The sequence below is a fragment of the Rhodococcus sp. (in: high G+C Gram-positive bacteria) genome (assembly GCF_049299235.1).
Classification (GTDB): domain Bacteria; phylum Actinomycetota; class Actinomycetes; order Mycobacteriales; family Mycobacteriaceae; genus Rhodococcus.
This window is the reverse complement of record NZ_JBAQXC010000100.1, coordinates 38,742-61,996: the sequence shown is the minus strand read 5'-3', so window position 1 is coordinate 61,996 and position 23,255 is coordinate 38,742. Positions and strand designations below refer to the sequence as shown.

Sequence of the window (23,255 nt, the reverse complement as noted above, 5' to 3'; positions counted from 1 at the left end):
ACGGAGAACTCGTCGACGTGTCGATGCTCGAGACCGACATCCTGTGCCTGACCTATTACCCCGTGTCGTTCTTCGAGGGGCTGGAGCGGCCGTTCCGCGCCGAGCGGCGGCTGACCGTCCCCGGGGTCGCCACCGCCAAGGACGGCCTGGTGGCGTTGGGATGTGGAACGGCGCAGCAATGGTTCGACCTGTGTGTCATGGTGGGACACCCCGAATGGATCGACGAACATTCACCGCTGTCCATCACCGAACAGGCCAACAAGATGGCGCCGGAGATCCGGGCGTGGATCGCCGAACGGACCACCGAGGAGATCCTCGATTTCGCCAGTGCCCTGCGTATTCCGAACGGTCCGGTCGGAAACGGTGAGAACGTCACCGGAATCGACCACTACCGCAGGCGCGGGTCGTTCACGGACAACCCGCGGGGAGATTTCGTCCAACCAGGCAGCCCCTACCGCATCGAGCCCGGCGCGCTGCGGGATCCGCAGCCGTCACCCGTACTGGGGGACCATACCCACGAATGCCACCGGCGCGGCACGTCGTCGCGCCCGGTGACCGACCGGGCGGCCACCGCTGCCGGATCTCGATCCGGCCGGCCGTTCGACGGCCTGCGGGTCCTGGACATGACGAGTTTCTGGGCAGGTCCGTCCTGCACGCAGGTCCTCGGGATGTTCGGCGCCGATGTCATCCATCTCGAATCGGCGTCCCGGCCGGACGGTACCCGCCTGATCGCGGGTGTGCCGATGTCCGAGGAGCACTGGTGGGAAAAGTCACCGATCTTCTCCGGCCTGAACACCGGAAAGCGAAGCTTGGCACTGGATTTCCGCACCGAACGTGGTCGCGAGGTGCTCCGCCGGCTGATCGCGACGTGTGACGTCATCGTCGAGAACTACACCCCACGGGTGCTGGACCAGCTCGGACTGGACTTCGACACCGTCCGTGACCTGCGCCCGGATGCGATCTTGGTGCGGATGCCCGGATTCGGGCTCGACGGCCCGTGGCGGGACAATCCCGCGTTCGCGTATGTCATCGAGGACAGTTCGGGCCTGAGCTGGCTGACCGGCCATCCCGATCAGAATCCTGTCGAGCCGTACTCTGTCGGCGATCCGAATGCCGGTATCCATGCGCTCGTGGGTCTGCTCGTCGCGCTCGAACAGCGGCGTCGCACGGGCGAGGGGGCATTGGTGGAGGCTACGATGGTCGACGCAGCGCTCAATATCGCCGCGGAACAGGTGATCGAGTTCTCCGCGTACGGAACGCTTCTCCAACGAGACGGCAATCGCGGTCCCGTATCTGCACCCCAGAACCTGTACCGGACAGGCGAACTCGACGAGTTCGGGCGACTCGACCGTTGGGTGGCCGTCGCGGTCGAGACCGATGAGCAGTGGGTGTTTCTTCGCGCGGCACTGGGTGATCCGGAATGGGCAGCGGACCCCGAACTCGAGACGGTCGCGGGTCGGCGTCGCCACCACGACCTTCTCGACGAGCAGTTGGCGCGATGGTGTCGTGGCCGGACGGCCGACGAGATCGTGACGGTGTTGTGGGATGCCGGTGTCCCGGTGGCGAAGGTAATGCAACCTCACCGGCAGAACGAGGTTCCGCAACTCGAGCACCGCGGATTCTTCGAAGAAGTCGACCATCCGATCCTGGGTGCGACACTGCACAGCACGATGGCAGCGCGATTCTCCGAAGGGCCGACCCGGTTCCATAACCGTCGCGCGCCACTGCTCGGTGAGCACAATCGCGACATCCTCACCGAACTCGGCTACGACGACGGAGAAATCACCGAACGCGAAGCGGAGGGTATCCTCGGTCGGATACCCGACTGGTGACGGGCGCACGAGTCCCTGAGACGGCGAAACGCCGCCGAATCCGGCGGCGTTTCGCTGTGCGATCAGCGAACGATGGTGGGCAGGGTATCCCAGCCGCGCACCGTGGATGTCGGTGACAGCGCCGCGTTGGCGGTATCGACCTCCCATTCCGGGAAGCGCTTCAGGATTTCTTCCAGGGCGACGCGACCCTCGAGCCGGGCCAGCGCCGAACCGAGGCAGAAATGTGTGCCGACGCTGAAAGTCAGGTGTGGTCGTTGCTCGCGATGAATGTCGAAAAGATTGCTGTTGGACCCAAATTGGCGATGGTCGCGGTTCCCTGCGGCGATCAGGAACATCATGACACTGCCTTCGGGAACCGTCGTCCCGTGGTACTCGACATCGCGCGTCACGTATCGCGCGACATGCGGGGCAGGCGGTTCGAACCGCAACAGTTCCTCGATCGCCCTCGGGATCAGTGTCGGGTCCTCGACGAGTTGACGCCGCTGGTCGGGATGTTCGGCGAGGACCTTTCCGGCCCAGCCGATCAGTCGCGTCGTGGTTTCGTTGCCCGCGCCGGCGACAACGTTGACGTATGTGAGCAGTTCCTCGCGGGTCAGCCGACGCACCGTGCCGGTTTCGTCCTCGAACTCGACCTCGAGAAGTTCGGTCATGATGTCGTCGGAGGGATGCTCTGTGCGCCAGTCGATGTAGGCGCCGAAGATGTCACCGGTCGACATGCCGTCGGACGCGGCTTTCATGGGTGCGCCGTCTTCGGTCCGCATTTGCTCGTTGGCGAAGTCGCGGATCGATTCTTGATCCTCCTCCGGAATGCCGAGGAGCATCCCGATCGTACGCATCGGCATCTGTGCCCCGATATCGGCGACGAAGTCGAGACGTCCGGTGCCGACGTGGGGGTCGAGAGCTTCGGCGCAGAACTGCCGGATCTTCGGCTCGAGTGCATGGATCTTGCGCGGAGTGAACATCCGTGCCAGCAGCTTTCGGTGGATATCGTGGATCGGCGGATCCTCGAAGATCAGCACTCCCGGCGGAATCGTGATGTTCGCCTTGATCAGTTCGAGGATGGCTCCACGTGCCGAACTGAAGGTTTCGTAGTCGATGAGACCCTGATTGACGTCCGCGTAGCGGCTCAGCGCATAGAAGTCGTGGGATTCGTTGTAGTAGGGCGGTGCTTCTTCACGGATGCGCTCGAACATCGGGTAGGGATCGGCATTGATCTCGACGTCGTACGGGTCGTATCGAACGTCGCTGGCCGCGCTGGTCGTCACAGGTCTGTCACCTTTCGGGGGAATTCGAATTCGCATACGGGCTGGGCAGTCGAAGGAATGTCGTCGACTATTACCAGTGTCGGGCTACACGTCTCGCGATGCAAGCAATATTCTCGCTATTGGAGAGTATAGTTCTCGATGCGTCCGGGGAGTTGGAAATCCTGAAGGAGCAAGGTCGAAGCGGGCTGGGGATGATCCGCGCAGGGTTCGAGCATCGACTTGGGGGTGCAGTGCAGGTCACAAGGCCCTACGACACGCTTCGGGCAAAAGGGGAGGACCGCCGAGCGCAGATCGTTGCTGCGGCCCAGCGATTGCTTACTCGCAACGGCTGGCGGAGCACGACGCTCGCGCAGATCGCGCAGGAGGTCGGGATGACGACGGCCGGTCTGCTGTACCACTTTCCGTCGAAGGAGCAGTTGTTGCACGCAGTGCTCGACGCGCGTGACGTGGACGACGACGCGCGATCCGACCGGGCGGGCGACCTTGCCGAGGAGATTCGTAAGACCGCCTACCGAATCGAACGGTCGCCGGAACTGGTGGGGACTTTCGTGGTACTGCTCGTCGAGAATCTGATGGTGGATGCGCCGCTGCATGGGCGACTCCTCGAACGGTGGCGGACGTCTGTCGACATCGTTGCCGAAGCGATTCGCTCCCAACAGTGTTCGGGACGCTACCGCGCCGACATCGATCCGGCGGTGCGGGCGGTCGAGATCGTCGCATTCATCAACAGAATCGAGATGTCGTGGCTGCTCGATAGATCGACGCCGCTCCGTGAGGTCTTTGCCGAGTACTCGCGATCGCTCGAACGGGATCTCGTTGCCGATGCGGTGAAGTGAACACTCGACGCGCGTCATGGGATGGACCTTTGACCGGGAATGGTTGTGCGCCAGGATCGTTCCTCATCATCATGTGGGTCTTTGGTCCTTGTGTTCTTCGACTTGAGATGTAAGATTCGCCACAGGCGAGAATGCCGTTCGCAGATGGGGCAATGATGCAATCCGAAGCGAGAAAGTCCTCCTGGCGCAGGGGTGCTTCAGGTGCGCCGCGTGAGTGGGCCGTATCGGGCAGCTGGTCCGAACCGGTCCGCGCGGTCGGCGGGTTGTTCGCGATGTCCGTCGATGCGGTAAAGTTCTTGTTCCGCAGACCTTTTCAGATGCGGGAGTTCCTGGAGCAATCGTGGTTCGTCGTGCGGGTGTCGCTGGTACCGACACTGCTCGTGGCCATCCCGTTCACCGTGCTGGTCAGCTTCACCCTCAACATTCTCTTACGCGAACTCGGTGCCGCAGACTTGAGTGGAGCGGGTGCCGCGTTCGGCGCCGTCACTCAAGTCGGTCCGATGGTGACGGTACTGATCGTCGCGGGTGCGGGAGCCACCGCGATGTGCGCGGATCTCGGATCACGCACTATCCGTGAAGAGATCGACGCGATGGAGGTCCTCGGAATCGACCCCGTCCAGCGACTCGTCACTCCGCGGATGCTCGCGTCGGGTCTCGTGGCGATGTTGCTGAACGGATTGGTCTGCATCATCGGCGTGATGGGTGGCTACACCTTCTCGGTGTTCGTTCAGGACGTCAATCCCGGAGCGTTCGCGGCCGGAATCACTCTGTTGACCGGCATCGACGAAGTGATCATCTCCTCGGTCAAGGCACTGTTGTTCGGTCTCATCGCCGGTCTCGTCGCGTGCTACCGCGGGCTGACCGTTTCGGGAGGGGCGAAAGCAGTGGGAAACGCCGTGAACGAAACGGTGGTGTACGCGTTCATGGCGTTGTTCGTCGTCAACGTCGTGGTGACCGCCATCGGAATCCAACTGACTGCGAGGTGAGGACACGTGCCACCGAGTTACGAGTATGCGCGTACCGTCCGTGTGCTGCGTCGCCCTGTCGATGGACTCGCCAGAATCGGCGACCATGCGATCTTCTACGTGCGGGCGCTGGTCGGCGCACCCGTTGCGGCCTGGCGATACCGTCGTGAGACTCTGCGGCTGATCGCCGAAACCAGCATGGGAGCAGGAGCTCTCGCCGTGATCGGCGGCACCGTCGTGATCGTCGGATTTCTCACCCTGGCCACCGGTGGCACCCTCGCGGTCCAGGGTTACAGTTCGCTCGGGAACATCGGCATCGAAGCACTCACAGGCTTCCTTTCCGCGTTCATCAACGTGCGGATCTCCGCGCCGGTCGTCGCCGGGATCGGCCTGGCCGCGACCTTCGGTGCGGGTGCGACCGCGCAATTGGGTGCGATGCGGATCAACGAGGAGATCGACGCGCTCGAATCCCTCGGTATCGAACCGATCGCGTATCTCGTCGGCACCCGTATCGTCGCTGGCCTGATCGCCATCACCCCGCTCTACGCGCTGGCCGTCGTCGCCTCCTTCCTCGCCAGCCGATTCACGACCGTCCTCCTGCTGGGTCAGTCCGCCGGCCTCTACGATCACTATTTCGCGACGTTCCTGAACCCGATCGATCTGCTGTGGTCGTTCCTGCAGGCATTCCTCATGGCGTTGACGATCCTGTTGATACACACGTACTTCGGCTTCTTCGCGGCGGGCGGACCCGCCGGGGTCGGCACCGCGGTCGGGAACGCGGTCCGCACCTCGCTCATCGCGGTCGTCTCGGTCACCCTGCTCGTCTCGCTGGCGGTGTACGGCGCCAACGGCAACTTCAACCTGTCCGGATAGTGAGGTGGGAATGGGACCGAACGTGCTCCGACCCCTTGCCGGGCTGGCAGCGATCGTGGTGCTCGCCGCGATCGTCACCGGCGCGGCAGCCCTGTTCGACGGCCGATTCACCGACAGTGTGCGGGTCACGGTGCTCTCATCCCGTGCCGGTTTGGTGATGTACCCCGATGCGAAGGTGAAGATGCGCGACGTGACGGTGGGCCGGGTGGACTCGATCACGGCCCGACCGGACGGTCTGGCCGAGATCACCCTCGCGCTCGATCCCGTACAGATGCGGGTGATCCCATCGAACATCTCCGTCGACATCGCGTCGACCACGGTGTTCGGAGCCAAGTTCGTGCAGTTCCTTCCGCCGGACAACCCCTCTCCGGTGCCCCTGCAAGCAGGCCGGGTACTCGAGTCGGAGCATGTCACGGTCGAAATCAACACGGTCTTCGAACAACTCGTGAACGTTCTCGACGGGATTCGGCCGGAGAAGCTGAACGAAACGCTCGGGGCGGTCGCGGCCGCGATGAGCGGACGCGGCGATCGGTTCGGGCAGATGCTCGTCGACCTCGACGGGTTCCTCGGCACGATCGAACCGGCACTGCCGGCGCTGCGAACCGACCTCGCTCTTGCCCCGGCGGTGTCGTCGACCTACGCGGACACCGCACCCGACCTGATCGATGTCGGCGCAGACGCCGCAACCATCGGCGACATGATCGTCGACGAACAGCACAATCTCGATGCGTTCCTCGTCGGGTTGATCGGACTGTCCGATGTCGGGCAACCGGTTCTCGACGACAACCGGGCGGCACTGACCACACTGCTCGATCTGCTGGTACCGACCACGGCGCTGACCGATGAGTACAACGAGGCGTTGACCTGCTCCCTGACGGGCCTGGCCTACCTCGCCGATTCGAAACCGGTCGACGTGGAAGGTCTCGGCCTGTCCGCGAACTTCCTGTGGGGCACCGATCCGTACCGGTACCCGGAGGATCTGCCGAAGGTCGCGGCCTCGGGTGGGCCCCAGTGTTCGGTGCTGCCGGTGCCGTACGAGGGACGGCCGCCGTTCGTCGTCGCCGATGTCGGCGCCAACCCGTTCGATTCGGGTCGGCAGGCGGTCACCGTCGACGGCCTGTCGCAGGCACTGTTCGGACAGGTGCCGGCACCGGCCGCGAACCGACCGCCTGCGGTTCCGAACTCGGCACCCGCACTCCCCGGTATGCCACTCGATTTTCCGGCGCTACCGAACTTGATTCCCGCACTTCCGAACTGGGGGCCATGATGAGCTCACGCAACGGACCGATCGTCCGGTTCGGCGTATTCGCCGTCGTGATGGTCGTGCTGTTCGGATTTTTGGTCGTCGTATTCGGGGAATATCGGACCGGCTCGACGACCACGTACTCGGCGGTGTTCGACAACTCCTCCGGCTTACGAACCGGCGACCCGGTGCGGATCGCCGGGGTCCGCATCGGCACCGTCGACGGCGTGGCGCTGCGGGGCGACCACCTGGTCACGGTGACGTTCGACGCGAACCGCGACCTGGCGCTCACCACCGGTACGACCGCCGCGGTGCGATACCTGAATCTGGTCGGGGATCGCTATCTCGCTCTCGTCGAAGGACCCGGATCGTCGCAGCGTCTCCCCGCCGGCGCCGAGATCCCGGTCGAGCAGACCGAGCCGGCGCTGGACCTCGACGTGTTGCTCGGCGGTTTCAAACCGGTCATCGACAGCGTCGATCCGACCGAGGTCAACGCGCTCACCGCGTCGCTCCTGCAGATCTTGCAGGGGCAGGAAGACGCCGTCGGTTCCCTGTTCGCGCATACCTCGTCGTTCTCGAACGAACTCGCCGCGAACAACGACATCGTCGAAAGTCTGATCGACAACCTGAACGTGGTGATGACCGTCCTGTCCGACAGCGGCGACGATTTCACCGCGACCGTCGACCGCCTCGTCGGCCAGTTGTCGGAAGAACGTGATCCCATCGGCGCGGCCATCGACGCATTGGACACGGGAACGGCGTCGATGACGGATCTGCTCGTACACGCACGACCGCCGCTCGCGGGCACGGTCGACGAACTGGCCCGGCTCGCACCGCTTCTCGACGACGACAAGCAGCGTCTCGACTCCGCATTGGAGAACGCCCCCGAGAACTTCCGCAAGCTCGTGCGGGTCGGTGCGTACGGAAACTTCATCCAGTACTACATCTGCGCCATCTCGGTACGCGTGACCGATGAGACCGGCGAGACGGTCCAGCTCCCGTGGATCGAACAGGACTCGGGAAGGTGCGCTCCCTGACATGCTTCGCTATCGAGGTGCCGGCCTCATCCGGAACGGACTCATCGGAACGGTCCTGATTGCGTGTCTGCTGCTCGTGGGCCTGCAAGCGCAGGTTTTCATCACGGCTGCAACGACATTGCCGTATCGCGCGACATTCGTCGAGGCCGGTGGGCTTCAGGCCGGCGACGACGTCATCGTCTCCGGTGTCGCGGTCGGCACGGTATCGACGGTGTCGCTGCTCGACGGTGATGCGCTGGTCGAGTTCTCGGTCGACTCGTCGGTTCGGCTCGGATCGGCCACCACCGTCCACATCAAGACGGGCTCGCTGCTCGGCAAGCGAATCCTGACCGTGATATCCGACGGGTCCGGTCTTCTGCGTCCGAACGACGTGATCCCGACCGAACGCACATCGTCGCCGTACGCTCTCACCGATGCTGTCGGAGACCTGACGACCAACGTCTCGGGCATCGACACCGATGCGGTCAACCGATCTCTGGACCTGCTGTCCGCCACCGTCGACAGTATCGAGCCCCAACTCGGTCGGACCTTCGACGGACTGACCACAGTGTCCCGTTCCCTCAACGGCCGCAACGAGTCTCTGCGCGATCTGCTGAGCTCGACCGGTGATGTCACCGGCATCCTCGCGGATCGCAGCGGGCAGGTGAACACACTGATCCTCAATGCGAATTCGCTCGTCGGCGTTCTTGCGGATCGACGTCAGGCGATCGTCGACCTGCTCGCGAACACCGCCGCGGTCTCCGAGCAACTCTCGGGTCTGGTCGCGGACAACGAAGCCGAACTGGCGCCGACACTCGACCGTCTGAATTCCGTTGCGGCGATGTTGGAGGAGAACCGCGACAACATCGCCGCTGCCCTCCCCGGACTGGCGAAGGTCGCGCTGACCCAAGGGGAAGCGGTCTCCGGTGGCCCGTTCTACAACGCGTTCGTCGCCAACCTGATCGACGGGCACATGATCCAGCCGTTCGTCGATGAGGCGTTCGGTGTCGACCCGCCTGCCGTATTCCCCATCCCCGGTCAGGAGCCCAGATGACCCGCAGCACGATCCTGCGACTCTTCGCAACGATACTGATCGGCGGCCTCGTCTTCGGTGCATCGCTGATTTTGCATCGAGAACTTCTCGGCCCCAAAACTATCCGAGCGCACATCTTCCCGACCAGCATGGCGAACTTCTACAACATCTACAACCCCGACACCGGTACCGAGGCAGGGGTTTTCGTGGTCAACAATTTTTCGAACCCGATCCAGTTCATCTGTGCCGGGATCGCCAGCGTCGAGAACTCGACCTCGCAGGAATCAGCGGACAAGTGTGCGCGGTACCTCGGTCCGCTACTGAATCAGCTGACGTTCAACTATCTTCCGACCCCGATCAACCCGGTGAAGGGTCCGTCCGCACGGCCGGAGAATCTCATCTATACGGAACCGCACCTGATTCCGGCGGTCGTGGGCGCGAACGAATCCGTGCCGGCCGCTGCGCCCGTATCCAGTGTGCTCGACCTGCTGTTTCCGGGAGGAATGCCGCGATGACGAACCGTCGAACCCAGCCCGGTCGTCGGCGCCGACCGGTGATCGTCGCGGCGGCCGCAGCGCTGACCCTGGTGCTATCCGGATGTGCGTGGGACGGGGTGAATTCCCTGCCGCTCCCGGGGGCGCCGGGACGTGGAGAAGGGTCCTACACCGTGACCGTCGAGATGGCCGATGTCGGTACACTCGAACAGAATTCACCGGTGCTGATCGACGATGTCGTCGTCGGTAGTGTCGGTCGGATGGTCGTCGACGGTTGGCACGCCGACGTCGAGGTGTCGGTCGAGAAGGAGGTTGTCATCCCGGCGAACGCGGTCGCGACCATCGGCCAGACCAGCCTCCTCGGATCGAGCCACCTGGCACTGAACCCGCCGGCCGGGCAGCCGCCCGAAGGCAGGCTGGATCCCGGCGCCACGATCGGGCTGGACCGATCGTCGACATATCCGTCGACCGAGCGCACCCTCGCGGCCGCAGCGGTGGTTCTCAATCGCGGCGGCCTCGGTCAGATCGGCGACATCGTCACCAACCTCAACGACGCGCTCGGTGGCCGGGAGGGTGCCGTGCGCGACCTGCTCACCCGGCTCGATCTGTTCGTCGGGACGCTCGACACCCAGCGAGCCGACATCGTCGCATCCATCGACGGACTCGACCGCCTGGCCGACACTGTTGCGGGACAGCGAGACGTGGTCGCAGACGTCCTCGATCGACTTCCCCCCGCACTCGACGCGCTCCTCGAGGAACGGCCCGCGCTCACCACGGCGCTCGACCGGCTTCGGATGTTCAGCGACAGCGCCACCGCCGTCGTCACCGACACCCAATTGGACCTCGTGACCAATCTGGAGCACCTCGAACCTACCCTGCGGGCACTCGCCGACGTCGGAACGGATCTGGACAAGGCCCTCGCATACGCGACGGTGTATCCCTACGGGCAGTCCGTCATCGACCGCGCGGTGCGCGGCGACTACCTGAACCTGTTCGCGACGGTCGATCTCACCGTGCCCCGACTCCAGCGCGAATTGCTGCTCGGAACCTCGTGGGGTGATCCGAACGCGGTCGTGCAGGCAGCGGTCGGAGATCCGGGCTACGCACAACCGACGCGCGATCCACTCGGGGCTGCGGTTGGAGGAACGCGATGATCCTGTCCCGCTTCGTGCGCGTCCAGCTCGTCGTGTTCGCGGTACTCGGGCTCGTCGGGTTGCTCGTCACGACCTTCACCTACGTTCAGGCGCAGTCCTTCGTGGGTATCGGGCGGGTCCGCGTCACCGTCGAACTGCCGACCTCGGGCGGCCTGTACCGGTTCGCGAACGTGACCTATCGTGGCGTCGAGGTCGGTGAGGTCACCGCCGTCGACCTGACTCCGGGCGGAGTGCGGGCCACGCTCTCGCTCGACGACGACTACAACATCCCCGCAGACCTGGAGGCACACGTTCGGAGCGTGTCCGCGGTGGGGGAGCAGTACGTCGACCTGCGGCCGCGCAGCGACGGAAGGCCGTTCCTCGAGGACGGCGCCGTGATCGACACCGCCGACACCGCCGTGCCACAACCCGTCGGTCCGATGCTCGACAATCTCAGTGCACTCGTCGGAAGCATCCCGACGGACAAACTCGACGACCTGCTCGACGAAATGTATGCCGGCGTGGCCGGCACCGGTTACGACTTGGGTTCGCTGCTGGATTCGTCCACGACGCTCGCAGCGGATGCGAACTCGGTCGCGGACCGTACTCGAACACTGATCGAGGACGCCGTGCCCCTGCTCGATTCGCAAGTCCAGAGCCTCGATGCGATCGAGGTGTGGACGCGCAGTCTGGCCGGAGTGACCGGACAGGTCGTGTCCAACGATCCCGAGCTGCGCACGGTGCTGCAGACCGGCCCCGGTTTCGCGCAGGAGACCACCGCGCTGTTCGACACGGTCGCGCTGACGCTGCCGGTGATGCTGGCGAACCTCACGACGGTCGGCCAGCTCGCCGTCACCTACAACGCGGGGCTCGAGCAGCTGCTCGTGCTGCTGCCACCGGCGGTGTCGATGATCCAGGCAGTGCAGCCGTCGAAGAACGCCTCGGGTCTGGGACTCGGCGACTTCCGCATCGGCGGGATCTCCGATCCGCCCGCCTGTACCGTCGGCTTCCTGCCGCCGTCGCAGTGGCGGCCCCCGTACGAGACCGACACCGTCGACACTCCGGAGGACCTGTACTGCAAGCTCCCGCAGGATTCGCAGATCGCGGTCCGCGGTGCCCGCAACATCCCGTGCGCCAACGACCCGTCCAAGCGCGCGGCGACCGCCGCACTGTGCAACAGCGACCAGGAGTTCGTACCACTGGCCACCGAGCAACCGGTCGTCGGCCCGTACCCCTAGGATCCGAACCTCGAGGCGCAGGGGCTGCCGCAGGATTCGCGGTACAACCCCGACGGCTCGCTCGTGCCGCCCGCGACGACACTGCCGCCGATCCCGAGCGCACACGGATTCGCCGGTACCCCGCCGGATGCGAAACCCGCTTCGGCACACTATGATCCGCGCACGGGCCGGTATTTCGGCCCGGACGGACAGTTGTATCGTCAGGGCAATCTCGCCGCCGGCGCAACGCCGGCATCGTGGCACGACATGTTCCCGCGCTGACATCGGACGGCGCGCGATCGAGTCACGTCACCGGATCCGAAGCCAGGGTTCCACGACGACCGCTCAGCCCCGACGCTTCCGGGCGCGGCCGGCGCTCTTGGGCCGCCCGCCGTTGCCCCGACGCGTCTTCGGCTTCTTGTCGTCCACGGATTTCCGCGGTTGCGAACCCTGCCGCTCCCCGCGCCGCTTGGACTTGTTCTCCTGCTCGTCGTGCCGACCTCGCGAACTGTTCGCGGTGCGGCCGCGCACGATCCCGACGAACTCGTCGACGAGGTCAGTGGTGCGGTCGGTGAGCCACACCAGACCGACCTGCGACTGAGGGGCGTCCACCACCGGGCGATACGTCACGTCCTTGCGGTGGTACAGCCGTGCAAGTGATTGTGGGGTGACCAGAACTCCGACCTCGGAGGCGACGTGCGACATCGCGCCTTCGGTGGTCGCCGGACGTTCGAACGCCTCCGTACCGGGGCGTCGCGCCCAGTCCAGCACGTCGTCGAGCGGTTGCAGGACAGTCTCGTCGTCCAGGTCGGCGACCGTCACCTCCTCCACCGCAGCGATCGCGTGCTCGGCCGGCACCACCACCACCGAAGCCTCGGTGTACAGGCCGATTACCGACAGTCCCTCGCGTTCGAGCGGCAACCGCAACAACGCGGCGTCCACCCGTTCGTCGCGCACACACGCCGCACCGGAGGCCGACTCCACGAGGATCAGTTCGATCGGAATGTCGGGCATCCGCTCGGTCCACACCCGCGCCCACTTGGCGGGGGTGACCCCCGGAACGTAGGCCAGTCGGAACACCTGTGCGGACTCGTCACTCACCCGGTCAGGGTACCGGTCGCACGCTGTTCGCCGGGCCGGTGGCGAGTTCGGCGAATCGGATGATCCGACGGTCCCGACGCGGTGATGGCGCTCATTGGAATCTGCTCAGCCCTCGACGATCTCGAACTCGTCGAACACGACCTCACCGGCTGCGTCCGACTCTGCCAGATTCACCTCGCCGATCAACGCCCACCCGTGGTCCCCGGCGGGATCTGCGAGCGTCTGCCGCACCCGCCACAAGGTCGGTTCCGTCGCGACGGAGAACAGACCCGGACCGCGCGCGTCCGGGCCGGTACCGATCTCGTCGTACTCGTCGAAGTACAACTCGAGCAGATCCGCCCAGTCGTCGGATTCGAGCCCGTCGCCGAGGGCTGCCAGATCGTCCCACCGTTTCCGTGACGCGAGCTCGACACGCTTGAACATCGCGTTGCGGATCATCACCTTGAATGCGCGGGTGTTCGCGGAGATCGGACGGGGGGTGTCCGCACCGAACGCGAGCTGCTGATCGTCGGACTCGACACCCGGATTGGCGAGCTGCTCCCACTCGTCGAGCAGGGACGAGTCGACCTGACGGATCAACTCTCCGAGCCACTCGGTGAGATCCTCCAGTTCCTCCGTACGCGCCGCATCGGGCACCGTCTGGCGCAGCGCCCGATACGCGTCCGCGAGATAGCGCAGCACCAGTCCCTCGGAGCGGGCCAATCCGTAGTGGGAGACCAATTCGGTGAACGTCATCGACTTCTCGATCATGTCCCGCACCACCGACTTCGGCGACAACGGCGTCTCGGACACCCACGGATGTCCCGTCCGATACGTCTCGAACGCCGGTTCGAGAAGCTCCACGAGCGGCTTGGGCCAGGTGACTTCCTCGAGCAGTTCCATCCGTTCGTCGTACTCGATGCCGTCCGCCTTCATCTGAGCGACCGCCTCGCCGCGCGCGGCGTGCTGCTGAGCGAACAACACCTGGCGAGGGTCGTCGAGGGTTGATTCGATCACCGACACCACCTCGAGCGCGTAGCCGGGGGCGTCGATGTCGAGTAGTTCCAGAACGGCCAGCGCAAACGGCGACAGCGGCTGGTTCAGGGCGAAATCGCGTTGTAGATCGACGGTCAGCCGCGCCCAACGACCGTCCTCGTCGGGTGCGTCGAGGCGTTCGACGATCCCTGCCTGCAGCAGACCCCGATACAGTTCGATCGCCCGCAGGATGTGGCGGCGCTGCGCCTTGCGAGGTTCGTGGTTGTCCTCGAGCAGGTGCCGCATCGCATCGAAGCAGTTGCCCGGTCGCGCGATCACGTTGAGCAGCATCGAGTTGGTGACGTGGAACCGTGAGATCATCGGCTCCGGTGACGCAGCCACGATCTTCTCGAACGTCGCTTCGCCCCACGAGACGAAGCCTTCGGGGGCCTTCTTGCGCTGCACCTTGCGTTTCTTCTTGGGATCGTCGCCGGCCTTGGCGAGCGCGCGGTGGTTCTCGATCTCGTGCTCGGGGGCCTGCACGACGACGGTGCCCATCGTGTCGAATCCGGCGCGTCCGGCGCGACCCGCGATCTGATGGAACTCGCGGGCCTTGAGTTGGCGCATGCGGGTGCCGTCGAACTTCGTCAGACCGGTCAGCAGGACCGTGCGGATCGGCACGTTGATCCCGACGCCGAGTGTGTCGGTCCCGCAGATCACCTTGAGCAGTCCGTCCTGCGCCAGCCGTTCGACGAGCCGCCGGTACTTCGGCAGCATACCGGCGTGGTGAACTCCGATGCCGTGCCGGACCAGCCGCGACAGTGTCTTGCCGAAGCCCGTGGAGAAGCGGAACGCGCCGATCGCCTCGGCGATCGCCTCCTTCTCCGCCTTGCTGCACATGTTCACGCTCGTCAGTGCCTGCGCGCGTTCGAGGGCCGCGGCTTGCGTGAAGTGCACGACGTAGACCGGGGCCTGGTGCGTGGTGACCAGTTCCTCGATGGCCTCGCCGATCGGTGCGAGGGAGTACGAATAGGTGAGCGGCACCGGACGTTCGGCGCCGGAGACCTCGACGGTGGGCCGGCCGGTGCGGCGGGTGAGGTCTTCCTGAAACCGGCTCACATCGCCGAGCGTCGCCGACATGAGCAGGAACTGCGCGTGCGGAAGCTCGATGAGCGGCACCTGCCACGCCCATCCTCGGTCCGGTTCGGAATAGAAGTGGAACTCGTCCATGACCACCTGGCCGATGTCCGAGTCCGCACCCTCCCGCAACGCCAAATTCGCGACGATCTCCGCGGTCGCACAGATGATCGGCGCACCGGAATTCACCGAGGCATCACCGGTCATCATCCCGACCAGGTCGGCGCCGAACACCTCGCACAGCGCGAAAAATTTCTCGCTGACGAGTGCCTTGATGGGCGCGGTGTAGAACGTGCGCTTGCCGGTGGCGAGTGCGAAGAAGTGCGCGCCGAGCGCCACCATCGACTTGCCCGAACCCGTCGGTGTCGCGAGGATGACATTCGATCCGGCAACGATTTCCATCAGCGCTTCTTCCTGCGCCGGATAGAGCGTCAGCCCCCGACCGGTCGTCCAGGTGGTGAACGCGTCGAACAGCGAGTCCTCGTCGACAGGGGCGGGGATCAGATCCGGGAGCAGCACCGTTACAGGCTAGTCGGCCCCCGCGCGCGGACGATCCACCGCGGGTATCCGGTGGTGTCGCGCCCCGTCCGGTCGGGCTGCGTTCGGTCAGGTGGCGCTGCGCTCGTCGGCGCCCATGGCGTCGAGGACGGCCATGCGGGTCGCCGGGGCACCACTGATCTGCGCCTCGCTGATGCCGGAGATGAGCAGTTGGCGCCATCGTTCGGCCTCGAACTCGAGCGGGGGTGTGCTGGTGAGGAATTCTTCGACGACCCGGAGGAAGCGGATCGGGTCGTCACGGAACGGGAAGTGGCCCGCACCGCGGAAGACGTCGAGCCGTGACCCCGGCATCGCCGAATGTGCGAGATATCCGTGTCCGACAGGAATGACGGTGTCGTGGTCGCCCCAGATGAGCTGCACCGGCAGGTTCTCCGTCAGATAACAGCGGTCCAGCATGGTCACGACCTGACCGCGCCAGTCGACGACCGCACGGAGGGTCCGCAGATAGGCCTCGTAAGCGGTGGGGTCGGGGAGGGCGCTGAGCACGCGGACCAGGTCTGACGTGTCGTGCAGGAGCGCACCCGGACGCAGGGGAGTGCCGTGGAGTTTGCTCAGCACATTGCCGGTGAGTCGGATAGCGGGCATCGCACCGGGCAGGCGCAGAAGTTTGAGGGCTTCACTGAACACCGGAACGGACATCAGGCGCAGCGCGGGATGCACATCTTTGGTGACGCCTCCGGCCGAGACGAGGATGAGCCGGTCGACGAGGTGCGGGAATTGGTAGGTGAACTGCATCGCGACACCGCCACCGAGGGAGTGCCCGAGCACGGTGACCTTGTCGATGTTCAGGACCGACAGGAGATCGCGCATGCCGTTCGCGTAGGCGGCGACCGAGTAGTCGGCGCGGGGCTTGTCGGAGCGCCCGTGACCGAGCAGATCCGGGGCGATCACGGTGTAGTTCCGCGCGAGGTGGGGGATGAGTTCCTGCCACGTCGACGAATTGTCACCGATCCCGTGGATCAGGAGCAGTGCGGGACCGCTTCCGGCGAGTCGGAACGCCCGACGGTAGCCGTGGATCGTGCGGAATACCAAGCGCGGTTCGGAGTCGGGAACCGGGCGGAGCTTCCGTGTGTGCGCTGTACCCATGAACAACTCCTGACCGTGTCGCAACAATCCGCGGTACGAGGACCGCTGGACTGCGGGCGGCGGTGTCCGACGTCACCACCCTTACATGAGCGCTGAGCGTACCGACAGTATGTGGGCTACACAACACGAAGAGTAACGGCAAAGTAACCGCTTGGTTGTCGTCGCAGGCAGGACGGTCACCGGAACGTAACTCTGTTTACGGCATGGTACCGGGATCGTCGTCACGGCGCCCGTACTCGGCGAGGAACCGCTCGAATTCCGCCCCCAGTTCGTCGCCGGTGGGCAGGCTCTCGTCGGCGGGGAGCGGAGATGTCTGCTGCTCCTGCGCGGCCACATAGCTGTCGTACTGACGTTCGAGGGCGCGCACAACGGTCTGCACCTCCTCGTTTTCGCCGATGTGCTCGTCCACCTGCTCGCGCACGCGCGCGGCGGCCTCCCCGAGTGCATCCAGCGGCAACCTCAGATCCGCGACCTCCGCAACCTGCTCGAGTAGTGTCTCCGCCGCTGCCGGATAGTCGGTCTGCGCGAGGTAATGGGGAACATGCACCGAAAATCCGACCGCCTCGTGGCCGTGTTGTGCCATCCGAAGCTCGAGCAGCGACGACGCACCGGCCGGCACCTGCAACTCGCCCGACCATCGATGATGATCGGTGATCAGCTCCTTGTCGGTCGAATGCGCTGTGACGCCCAGTGGGCGGGTATGCGGGATCGCCATCGGAATCGCATTGATCCCGACGGTGCGGCGCACCCCGAACTGTTCGGCGAGCAGACGCACCGCGGTGATGAACCGCTCCCACTTGAGATCCGGCTCCACGCCCGCGAGCAGCAGGAACGGTGTCCCGTCGGTGTCGGCGACCGCATACAGGTTCAGCTCGGGCGCGGCGTAGTCGGAGAAATGATCGGACTTGAAGGTCATCATCGGCCGACGGGATCGGTAGTCGATCAACTCGTCGACCGCGAACGACGCGACCAGTTCGGTGTCGAGACGCTCCCGCAGGTGCGTCGTCGCCAGCCGTACCGCGTGCCCGGCATCGGCGAACCCTTCCAGCCCGTGCACGAGCACCGGCCCCTTGCCGTCCGGCGACGTCAGGCGTGGAGCAGGAAACTCCAGCTCGTACATGCGGGACTGTTCGTCCATGCAAACCACTCCGATCATCTGAACCAGCCGCGATACCCGATGGGACGCGACGTGGCATGGTGGACAACAAGTCTAGTTGAACCGGTGAACGACTCATGCCCGGGCACGGGACCGGGTCGTCGAACGTCGGAGGTTCCAGTGGAAGCGCACGATCGTCGGGAATCCCATGCGCGAACCCGGTTCCGGCACCCGCGAACGACACTGCTATCGGTGCTTCCGGCGCTTCTCGTGGTCTCGGCGTGTGCGACCACCGTCTCCGGCGTACCCACGCCGCACGGTACAGCGATCGACGGACTCGCCGCGGCCACCACGGTGACACCGCCGTCACGACCGCTCGCGGAACTCCTGCTACCTGTCGAGGAGTTTCCGGAACCATATGTTGCGGTCGTCCTTCCTCCGCAGGCCGTAGCGCAGGCAGCGCCCGACCTGACCGGAATTCCGGTCGGTGCGAAGGTCGATCCGGCCGGGTGCCTGCCACCCACGCAGGACTACGGACCGGACGGAACCGCGATGGCCGTGGGCACCGACAACGACCGGCGGGCCACCATCAGCGTCGAACTGGTCTCCGGTGCAGCCTCGCTCGGAGATCTGCGTACCCGCCTCGCCGACTGCCCGAACGTCGAGGCCAGCCACCGCGGTGCCACCGCGACCGTCACGACCGTGCCGGAATCGGCGCCGTCGCCGCCTGCCCCGGGGGTCGACACCCTCGAATTGTCCCGCACGGTGCGATCCGGTCAGGGCGGGGATGCCGTCACTCAGGCGATGCGGACACGCATCGCGCAGATCGGTGACCTGCGGGTCCTCGTCACCTACATGTCGTTCGGGTCCGGCGATCCCGATCTCGACGCCCTCGGAATCGTCTACGACGCAGCGGTCGCGCGGATCCTCGGCGGGTGAGCCGGCTCTCGGTGCCGCCGCACGCTACCAGTCGTGCCCGACACTGCGTGCGCGCCGAGTCCACGAAAGGCGGACGAGACCGGTAGTTGTCCACAGGCGCCCCATCCATCCCCAGATTCGCTGAATCCGGCCGTCGCGGCGGTCGATCGTCGCCCGGATCCGGGAAGGTCGGCGCATGACCATTTTCGCTTCGTCGTCCCGGCCGCTACGCCTGACCGAACCCGGTGAACTGATCGCCGCGATCCCCGCACTGCTCGGTTTCACGCCGTCCCGCTCCGTGATCGTCGTGAGCCTGACTGCGGCCGGCGACGCCCCGAGCTCAGCCATGATCGGTGCCGTCATGAGACACGACCTGGTGCTGCCGGACGGCGCGGGCGGTGTCCCCGACGTGATGGGTGCGGCGTTCGCCCGATTCGGCGCGGTCTGCGCGCGGGACGGCGCCGAATCGGTTCTCGTCGTCCTCGTCGACGATCGGCTCGATCTGCCGGACGGTCCGGGGGTGAACGAGGCCCGCCGCATCGTCGACGACCTGACCCACGCGTTGGCCCGCCACGACGTCGACGTCGTGGCGGTGCGCGCCGTGCCGGAGATCGACACCGGACAGGTGTGGTTCGCGTTGAGCGGTGCGACACCGTACGACGAAGCGACCTGCGGGACGGTACCGGACCCGACCGCGTCACCGGTTGCTGCGGCGCGCGTCTTCGGCGGCGGTCTCATCCGTGGGTCGCGCACCGAACTGGCGGCGCTGCTCGAGCCGTTGCCGATGCCGGTGCGCAGCCGCGTCGCCGAGTACATCGACGGCGCAGTCGACACACGTGACCTGGCCTACGAAACTGCTGTCCGTGCCGGTGGCCGTGACCACGCGGACCGGATGGAGTTCGAAACGGTCCTCGACCGTATCGCCGACCTCGACCGTGGTATCGACCTCCCCGCGCCGGACGTGGCGGAACTTGCTGTGCTGCTGTCGAATCCGACGGTCCGTGATGCTTCGCTGGCGCTCGCGGCCGGACCGTTCGCCGATGCCGCCGAGCGCATGTGGATCACGTTGACTCGATCCCTGCCGGACCCGGAACGGGCCGAGGCCGCTGCGCTCGTCGGATTCGGGGCATACGTCCGCGGAGACGGGCCGTTCGCCGGTGTCGCCCTCGGTGTGGCGCTCGAGGCGAACCCGCGGCACCGACTCGCGGATCTGCTCGATCAGGCGCTGCAGGCCGGTCTACGTCCGGGCACCGTGCGTGGTCTCGCCGAGACCGGCTACGAGATCGCAGCCCGACTCGGCGTCGCGCTGCCGCCACCCGATCCCAGCGTGTGATCCGGTGCCGTGTGATCGGGGGCCGTGTGATTCAGCGGCACGCGGCATGCGAGCGGTCGCCGAGTTCGCGGAGATAGTCCCATGCGTCCGAGACGATTGTGTCGAGATTCGTGTACCGGGGCTGCCATCCGAGTTCGTCGATTGCCCGTCGGCTGGACGCGATGAGTACCGCCGGATCACCGGCGCGGCGCGGTGCGTCGACCGCGGCGATCGGCAAGCCGGTGACGCGTTCGCAGGCCGAGATCACCTCGCGGACGGAGAATCCTTCTCCGCTCCCGAGGTTGTAGATCGTGTGTGCGGCCGGCCGCGCCGAGGTCAGGGCCAGAAGATGCGCGTCGGCGAGGTCCTTGACGTGAATGTAGTCGCGGACCGCGGTGCCGTCCTCGGTCGGCCAGTCGGTACCGAACACCGAGATGCGGTCACGTTGCTTCAACGCGACCTGCAGGACGAGCGGGATGAGATGAGTTTCGACGACGCGGTTCTCGCCCGCCCCCCGGTAGGCACCGGCGACGTTGAAATAGCGAAGACTGGTCGCAGCGAGTCCGTGTGCCCGTGAGTACGACGATATCGCATGGTCGATGGCGAGTTTGGATGCACCGTACGGGTTTGTGGGTCGGGTCGGCGCGTCTTCGGTGATCGGAACCTGTTCGGGTTCACCGTAAGTCGCGGCAGTCGACGAGAATACCAGGCGGGGAGTCCCGGACAGCCGAATCGCCTCGAGTAGTGCGAGGGTCGTGACGACATTGCCGTGCCAGTACTTCTCGGGCACCTCGACGGATTCGCCGACCAGCGACTGCGCACCGAAGTGCAGTACGCCATCGAACCGCGGTGTGCCGGTGCCGACCTCGAGGACCTCGGCGGCGACGCGTCCGATATCGCCTTCGACGAATTCGGCGCCGGCGGGAACCGCGTCGGCGTTGCCGGTCGACAGGTCGTCGACGATCACCACCTCGTGACCCTGTTCGAGCAGGACGGTGCTGCACACGCTGCCCACGTATCCGGCACCGCCGGTCACCAGAAGCTTCACGATCGTCGACCTCTCTTCGCCGGCCCGGAACCGCCGGCGAAGAGGGTTGATCAGACCTGCTTCACCTGGACGGCATGGGCCATTTCGTCGGAAAGTTCGAAGCCGTCGTGGCCGGCCACCGTGATGATCACCGAACCGGGCTTCGTCTCGACTGTAACGCGCGCGTCCGGAACAACGCCCGCCTCCCTCAGTCGCGCAATCACATCGGGGTCGGACTGCACATACTCGGCCAGTCGACGCACCACCACGGCGGTCGGCTTTCCGCTCGGGATCTCGGTCAGACGCACCAACTTCTCGTCCACCATCTCGGGGCGGTTCAACCCGAGCTGAGCCAGTCCGGGGATCGGGTTGCCGTACGGGGAGGTCGTCGGATTCTTGAGCACCGTCACCAGGCGACGCTCGACCTCTTCACTCATGACGTGTTCCCAACGGCACGCCTCGGCGTGCACGTTCTCCCAATCGAGTCCGATCACGTCGACGAGAAGGCGTTCGGCCAACCGATGCTTGCGCATCACCGACACCGCAAGGTCGCGACCCTTCTCGGTCAGTTGAAGATGCCGGTCGCCGGCGACACGCACGAGTCCGTCACGCTCCATCCGGGCAACGGTCTGGCTCACCGTCGGGCCGCTCTGCTCGAGGCGTTCGGCGATACGCGCCCGCAGAGGCACGACACCTTCCTCCTCCAGGTCGTAGATCGTCCGGAGATACATCTCCGTTGTATCGACCAGGTCCTTCACTCTCACACCCCTTCGTCTGCGGCCGATTCTAGCCGGACGAAACGTGCAGTGGGTGCGCGTGCGGTGCTCGCGCAGGCCGGGGTCGCACAGTAGCGTCTGCACGCATGAGCACCGCATCCACCGCAACCGGCGGTTCGGCCCATCTCGACGGCGACCGAGTAGTGGTGTGGAGCCCGGACTACCTCGGCTATCGCTGGGGTCCGACCCACCCGATGAACCCGACACGGCTCGATCTGACAATGGCGTTGTCCCGGAGCATCGGGCTGCTCGACGGTGTGGAAACCATTCGTCCCGACGCGGCAACCGATGCGGAATTGCTGCGAATCCACACGCCGGGCTACGTCGACGCGGTGAAGCGCGCCGGCGCCCCGCGCCCGGATTCCGCACCGATCGCACCCGACGTCGCGCATGGCCTCGGTACCGATGACAACCCGATCTTTCCGCGCATGCACGAGGCCGGTGCGATCCTGGCGGGCGGGACGCTCGCCGCCGCCGAGGAGATCGTCGCCGGACGCGCACGGCGGGCGGTGAGCATCGGCGGTGGCATGCATCACGCCATGGCTGATTGGGCCGCCGGCTTCTGCGTGTACAACGATGCTGCGATTGCGATCTCGTGGCTTCTCGACCAGGGCTACGACCGGATCGCGTACATCGACGTCGACGCCCATCACGGTGACGGTGTCCAACATGCCTTCCTCGGTGACCCCCGAGTCCTGACGGTGTCCATCCACCAGCATCCGGCCACACTCTGGCCGAACACCGGCTGGTCCAGCGAAATCGGGTCCGGCGCCGCCGAAGGTACAGCGATCAACGTCCCGGTCCTGCCCGGAACCGTGGATTCACTGTGGTTGCGCGCATTCCACGCCATCGTTCCCGGTGCGATCGCCGCGTTCCGTCCGCAGATCCTGATCAGTCAGTGCGGCGCGGACAGTCACCGTGAGGACCCCCTCGCCGACCTGTCCTTGACCGTCGACGGTCAGCGCGCGTCCTACCTGGCGATGCGCGACCTCGCCGACCGGCACTGCGAGGGTCGGTGGCTGGCCGTCGGCGGAGGGGGATACGGACTCGTGCGTGTGGTGCCCCGCGCCTGGACCCACCTGATCGCCGCCGCCCTCGACCGTGAGATCGACCCGGCCACCGCCGTACCCGAGGAGTGGCGCGATCGGGTCGCGACGATGGCGCCCGGCGTGGACCTGCCGGCCACGATGGGGGAAGGAGGCGACACGTCCTACCTGAGGTGGGACGGTCCCGGGGGCACCCCGGAGACCGGCATCGCATCCATGGATCGCGCGCTGACCCGGATCGACTCGGCGATCATCGCCACACGACGTGCCAGTTTCCCCCTGCTCGGACTGGACCCGGAGGACCCTCGTGACTGAATCCGACAGCACCCCGACACCC

Annotated in this window: 19 protein-coding genes and 1 pseudogene; 13 read left to right on the top strand and 7 right to left on the bottom strand. The window is 65.7% G+C overall.

What is annotated here, in order from left to right:
* A partial coding sequence (locus tag WAX14_RS05870) for a CoA transferase (RefSeq protein WP_422627147.1) occupies positions 1–1,832 on the top strand: 1,832 nt, incomplete at its 5' end.
* Between the two features lie 62 nt (positions 1,833–1,894).
* On the opposite strand, the gene WAX14_RS05865 is transcribed toward WAX14_RS05870, so the two are convergent.
* A complete protein-coding gene (locus WAX14_RS05865) occupies positions 1,895–3,097 on the bottom strand; it encodes a cytochrome P450 (RefSeq protein ID WP_422627146.1) in 1,203 nt (400 codons plus the stop codon).
* 230 nt (positions 3,098–3,327) lie between these two features.
* Between WAX14_RS05865 and WAX14_RS05860 the strand changes: the two genes are divergently transcribed.
* From WAX14_RS05860 to WAX14_RS05820, 9 genes and pseudogenes are all read left to right on the top strand, one after another.
* Positions 3,328–3,933: a TetR/AcrR family transcriptional regulator gene (locus tag WAX14_RS05860; RefSeq protein WP_422627145.1), complete on the top strand. Its 606-nt coding sequence runs from the start codon at positions 3,328–3,330 to the stop codon at positions 3,931–3,933.
* A 272-nt stretch (positions 3,934–4,205) separates the two neighbouring features.
* On the top strand, positions 4,206–4,919 hold the full coding sequence (locus WAX14_RS05855) for an MlaE family ABC transporter permease (RefSeq protein ID WP_422627144.1): 714 nt from the start codon (positions 4,206–4,208) through the stop codon (positions 4,917–4,919).
* 6 nt (positions 4,920–4,925) lie between these two features.
* Positions 4,926–5,771 carry an MlaE family ABC transporter permease gene (locus tag WAX14_RS05850; protein ID WP_422627143.1) on the top strand — a complete coding sequence of 282 codons (846 nt, stop codon included), beginning with the start codon at positions 4,926–4,928 and terminating at the stop codon, positions 5,769–5,771.
* A gap of 22 nt (positions 5,772–5,793) precedes the next feature.
* Positions 5,794–7,038, top strand: coding sequence for an MCE family protein (locus WAX14_RS05845; RefSeq protein WP_422627142.1), 1,245 nt, complete (start codon positions 5,794–5,796; stop codon positions 7,036–7,038).
* Positions 7,038–8,051, top strand: a complete 1,014-nt coding sequence (locus WAX14_RS05840) for an MCE family protein (RefSeq protein ID WP_422627152.1) — start codon at positions 7,038–7,040, stop codon at positions 8,049–8,051. Before WAX14_RS05845 ends, WAX14_RS05840 begins: the two co-directional genes overlap by 1 nt.
* A 1-nt stretch (position 8,052) precedes the next feature.
* Positions 8,053–9,084 carry an MCE family protein gene (locus tag WAX14_RS05835; RefSeq protein ID WP_422627141.1) on the top strand — a complete coding sequence of 344 codons (1,032 nt, stop codon included), beginning with the start codon at positions 8,053–8,055 and terminating at the stop codon, positions 9,082–9,084.
* A complete protein-coding gene (locus WAX14_RS05830; RefSeq protein ID WP_422627140.1) occupies positions 9,081–9,578 on the top strand; it encodes a hypothetical protein in 498 nt (165 codons plus the stop codon). The genes WAX14_RS05835 and WAX14_RS05830 overlap by 4 nt, the downstream gene beginning before the upstream one ends.
* The gene (locus WAX14_RS05825) at positions 9,575–10,711 is read left to right on the top strand and encodes an MCE family protein (RefSeq protein WP_422627139.1); all 1,137 of its coding nucleotides are present in this window, start codon (positions 9,575–9,577) and stop codon (positions 10,709–10,711) included. Before WAX14_RS05830 ends, WAX14_RS05825 begins: the two co-directional genes overlap by 4 nt.
* A pseudogene (locus WAX14_RS05820) lies at positions 10,711–12,189 on the top strand (MCE family protein). The gene WAX14_RS05825 and the pseudogene WAX14_RS05820 overlap by 1 nt, the downstream one beginning before the upstream one ends.
* A gap of 63 nt (positions 12,190–12,252) precedes the next feature.
* On the opposite strand, the gene WAX14_RS05815 reads toward WAX14_RS05820, so the two are convergent.
* The 4 genes from WAX14_RS05815 to WAX14_RS05800 all read right to left on the bottom strand — a co-directional run bounded on the left by WAX14_RS05815 (position 12,253) and on the right by WAX14_RS05800 (position 17,881).
* The gene (locus WAX14_RS05815; RefSeq protein ID WP_422627138.1) at positions 12,253–13,008 is read right to left on the bottom strand and encodes a LysR family substrate-binding domain-containing protein; all 756 of its coding nucleotides are present in this window, start codon (positions 13,006–13,008) and stop codon (positions 12,253–12,255) included.
* Positions 13,009–13,113: 105 nt separating this feature from the next.
* Positions 13,114–15,618: a DEAD/DEAH box helicase gene (locus WAX14_RS05810; RefSeq protein ID WP_422627137.1), complete on the bottom strand. Its 2,505-nt coding sequence runs from the start codon at positions 15,616–15,618 to the stop codon at positions 13,114–13,116.
* 87 nt (positions 15,619–15,705) lie between these two features.
* Entirely contained in the window at positions 15,706–16,743 is a 1,038-nt protein-coding gene (locus WAX14_RS05805; protein ID WP_422627136.1) for an alpha/beta fold hydrolase, read from the bottom strand.
* A 196-nt stretch (positions 16,744–16,939) separates the two neighbouring features.
* Positions 16,940–17,881 carry a proteasome assembly chaperone family protein gene (locus WAX14_RS05800; RefSeq protein ID WP_422627135.1) on the bottom strand — a complete coding sequence of 314 codons (942 nt, stop codon included), beginning with the start codon at positions 17,879–17,881 and terminating at the stop codon, positions 16,940–16,942.
* A 210-nt stretch (positions 17,882–18,091) separates the two neighbouring features.
* Between WAX14_RS05800 and WAX14_RS05795 the strand changes: the two genes are divergently transcribed.
* Complete coding sequence (locus WAX14_RS05795; protein WP_422627134.1) at positions 18,092–18,778, top strand: sensor domain-containing protein; 687 nt, start codon at positions 18,092–18,094, stop codon at positions 18,776–18,778.
* 175 nt (positions 18,779–18,953) lie between these two features.
* Entirely contained in the window at positions 18,954–20,090 is a 1,137-nt protein-coding gene (locus WAX14_RS05790) for a DUF4192 domain-containing protein (RefSeq protein WP_422627133.1), read from the top strand.
* 31 nt (positions 20,091–20,121) lie between these two features.
* Here WAX14_RS05790 and galE read toward each other — a convergent pair whose 3' ends face one another.
* Both galE and WAX14_RS05780 read right to left on the bottom strand, forming a co-directional pair.
* Positions 20,122–21,117, bottom strand: a complete 996-nt coding sequence (gene galE, locus WAX14_RS05785; protein WP_422627132.1) for a UDP-glucose 4-epimerase GalE — start codon at positions 21,115–21,117, stop codon at positions 20,122–20,124.
* 50 nt (positions 21,118–21,167) lie between these two features.
* A complete protein-coding gene (locus WAX14_RS05780) occupies positions 21,168–21,854 on the bottom strand; it encodes an iron dependent repressor, metal binding and dimerization domain protein (RefSeq protein ID WP_422627151.1) in 687 nt (228 codons plus the stop codon).
* Between the two features lie 104 nt (positions 21,855–21,958).
* On the opposite strand from WAX14_RS05780, the gene WAX14_RS05775 reads away from it, so the two are divergent.
* Positions 21,959–23,233 (top strand): acetoin utilization protein AcuC, encoded by a 1,275-nt coding sequence (locus WAX14_RS05775; protein WP_422627131.1) that lies wholly within the window; start codon positions 21,959–21,961, stop codon positions 23,231–23,233.
* Positions 23,234–23,255 lie beyond the last annotated feature (22 nt).

Coding starts and splice junctions, on each gene's coding strand:
- WAX14_RS05855 (WP_422627144.1), top strand. CDS start 4,206: ATGTCCGTCGATGCGGTAAAGTTCTTGTTCCGCAGACCTTTTCAGATG.
- WAX14_RS05840 (WP_422627152.1), top strand. CDS start 7,038: ATGAGCTCACGCAACGGACCGATCGTCCGGTTCGGCGTATTCGCCGTC.
- WAX14_RS05835 (WP_422627141.1), top strand. CDS start 8,053: ATGCTTCGCTATCGAGGTGCCGGCCTCATCCGGAACGGACTCATCGGA.
- WAX14_RS05830 (WP_422627140.1), top strand. CDS start 9,081: ATGACCCGCAGCACGATCCTGCGACTCTTCGCAACGATACTGATCGGC.
- WAX14_RS05825 (WP_422627139.1), top strand. CDS start 9,575: ATGACGAACCGTCGAACCCAGCCCGGTCGTCGGCGCCGACCGGTGATC.
- WAX14_RS05805 (WP_422627136.1), bottom strand. CDS start 16,743: ATGGGTACAGCGCACACACGGAAGCTCCGCCCGGTTCCCGACTCCGAA.
- WAX14_RS05800 (WP_422627135.1), bottom strand. CDS start 17,881: ATGGACGAACAGTCCCGCATGTACGAGCTGGAGTTTCCTGCTCCACGC.
- WAX14_RS05790 (WP_422627133.1), top strand. CDS start 18,954: ATGACCATTTTCGCTTCGTCGTCCCGGCCGCTACGCCTGACCGAACCC.
- WAX14_RS05775 (WP_422627131.1), top strand. CDS start 21,959: ATGAGCACCGCATCCACCGCAACCGGCGGTTCGGCCCATCTCGACGGC.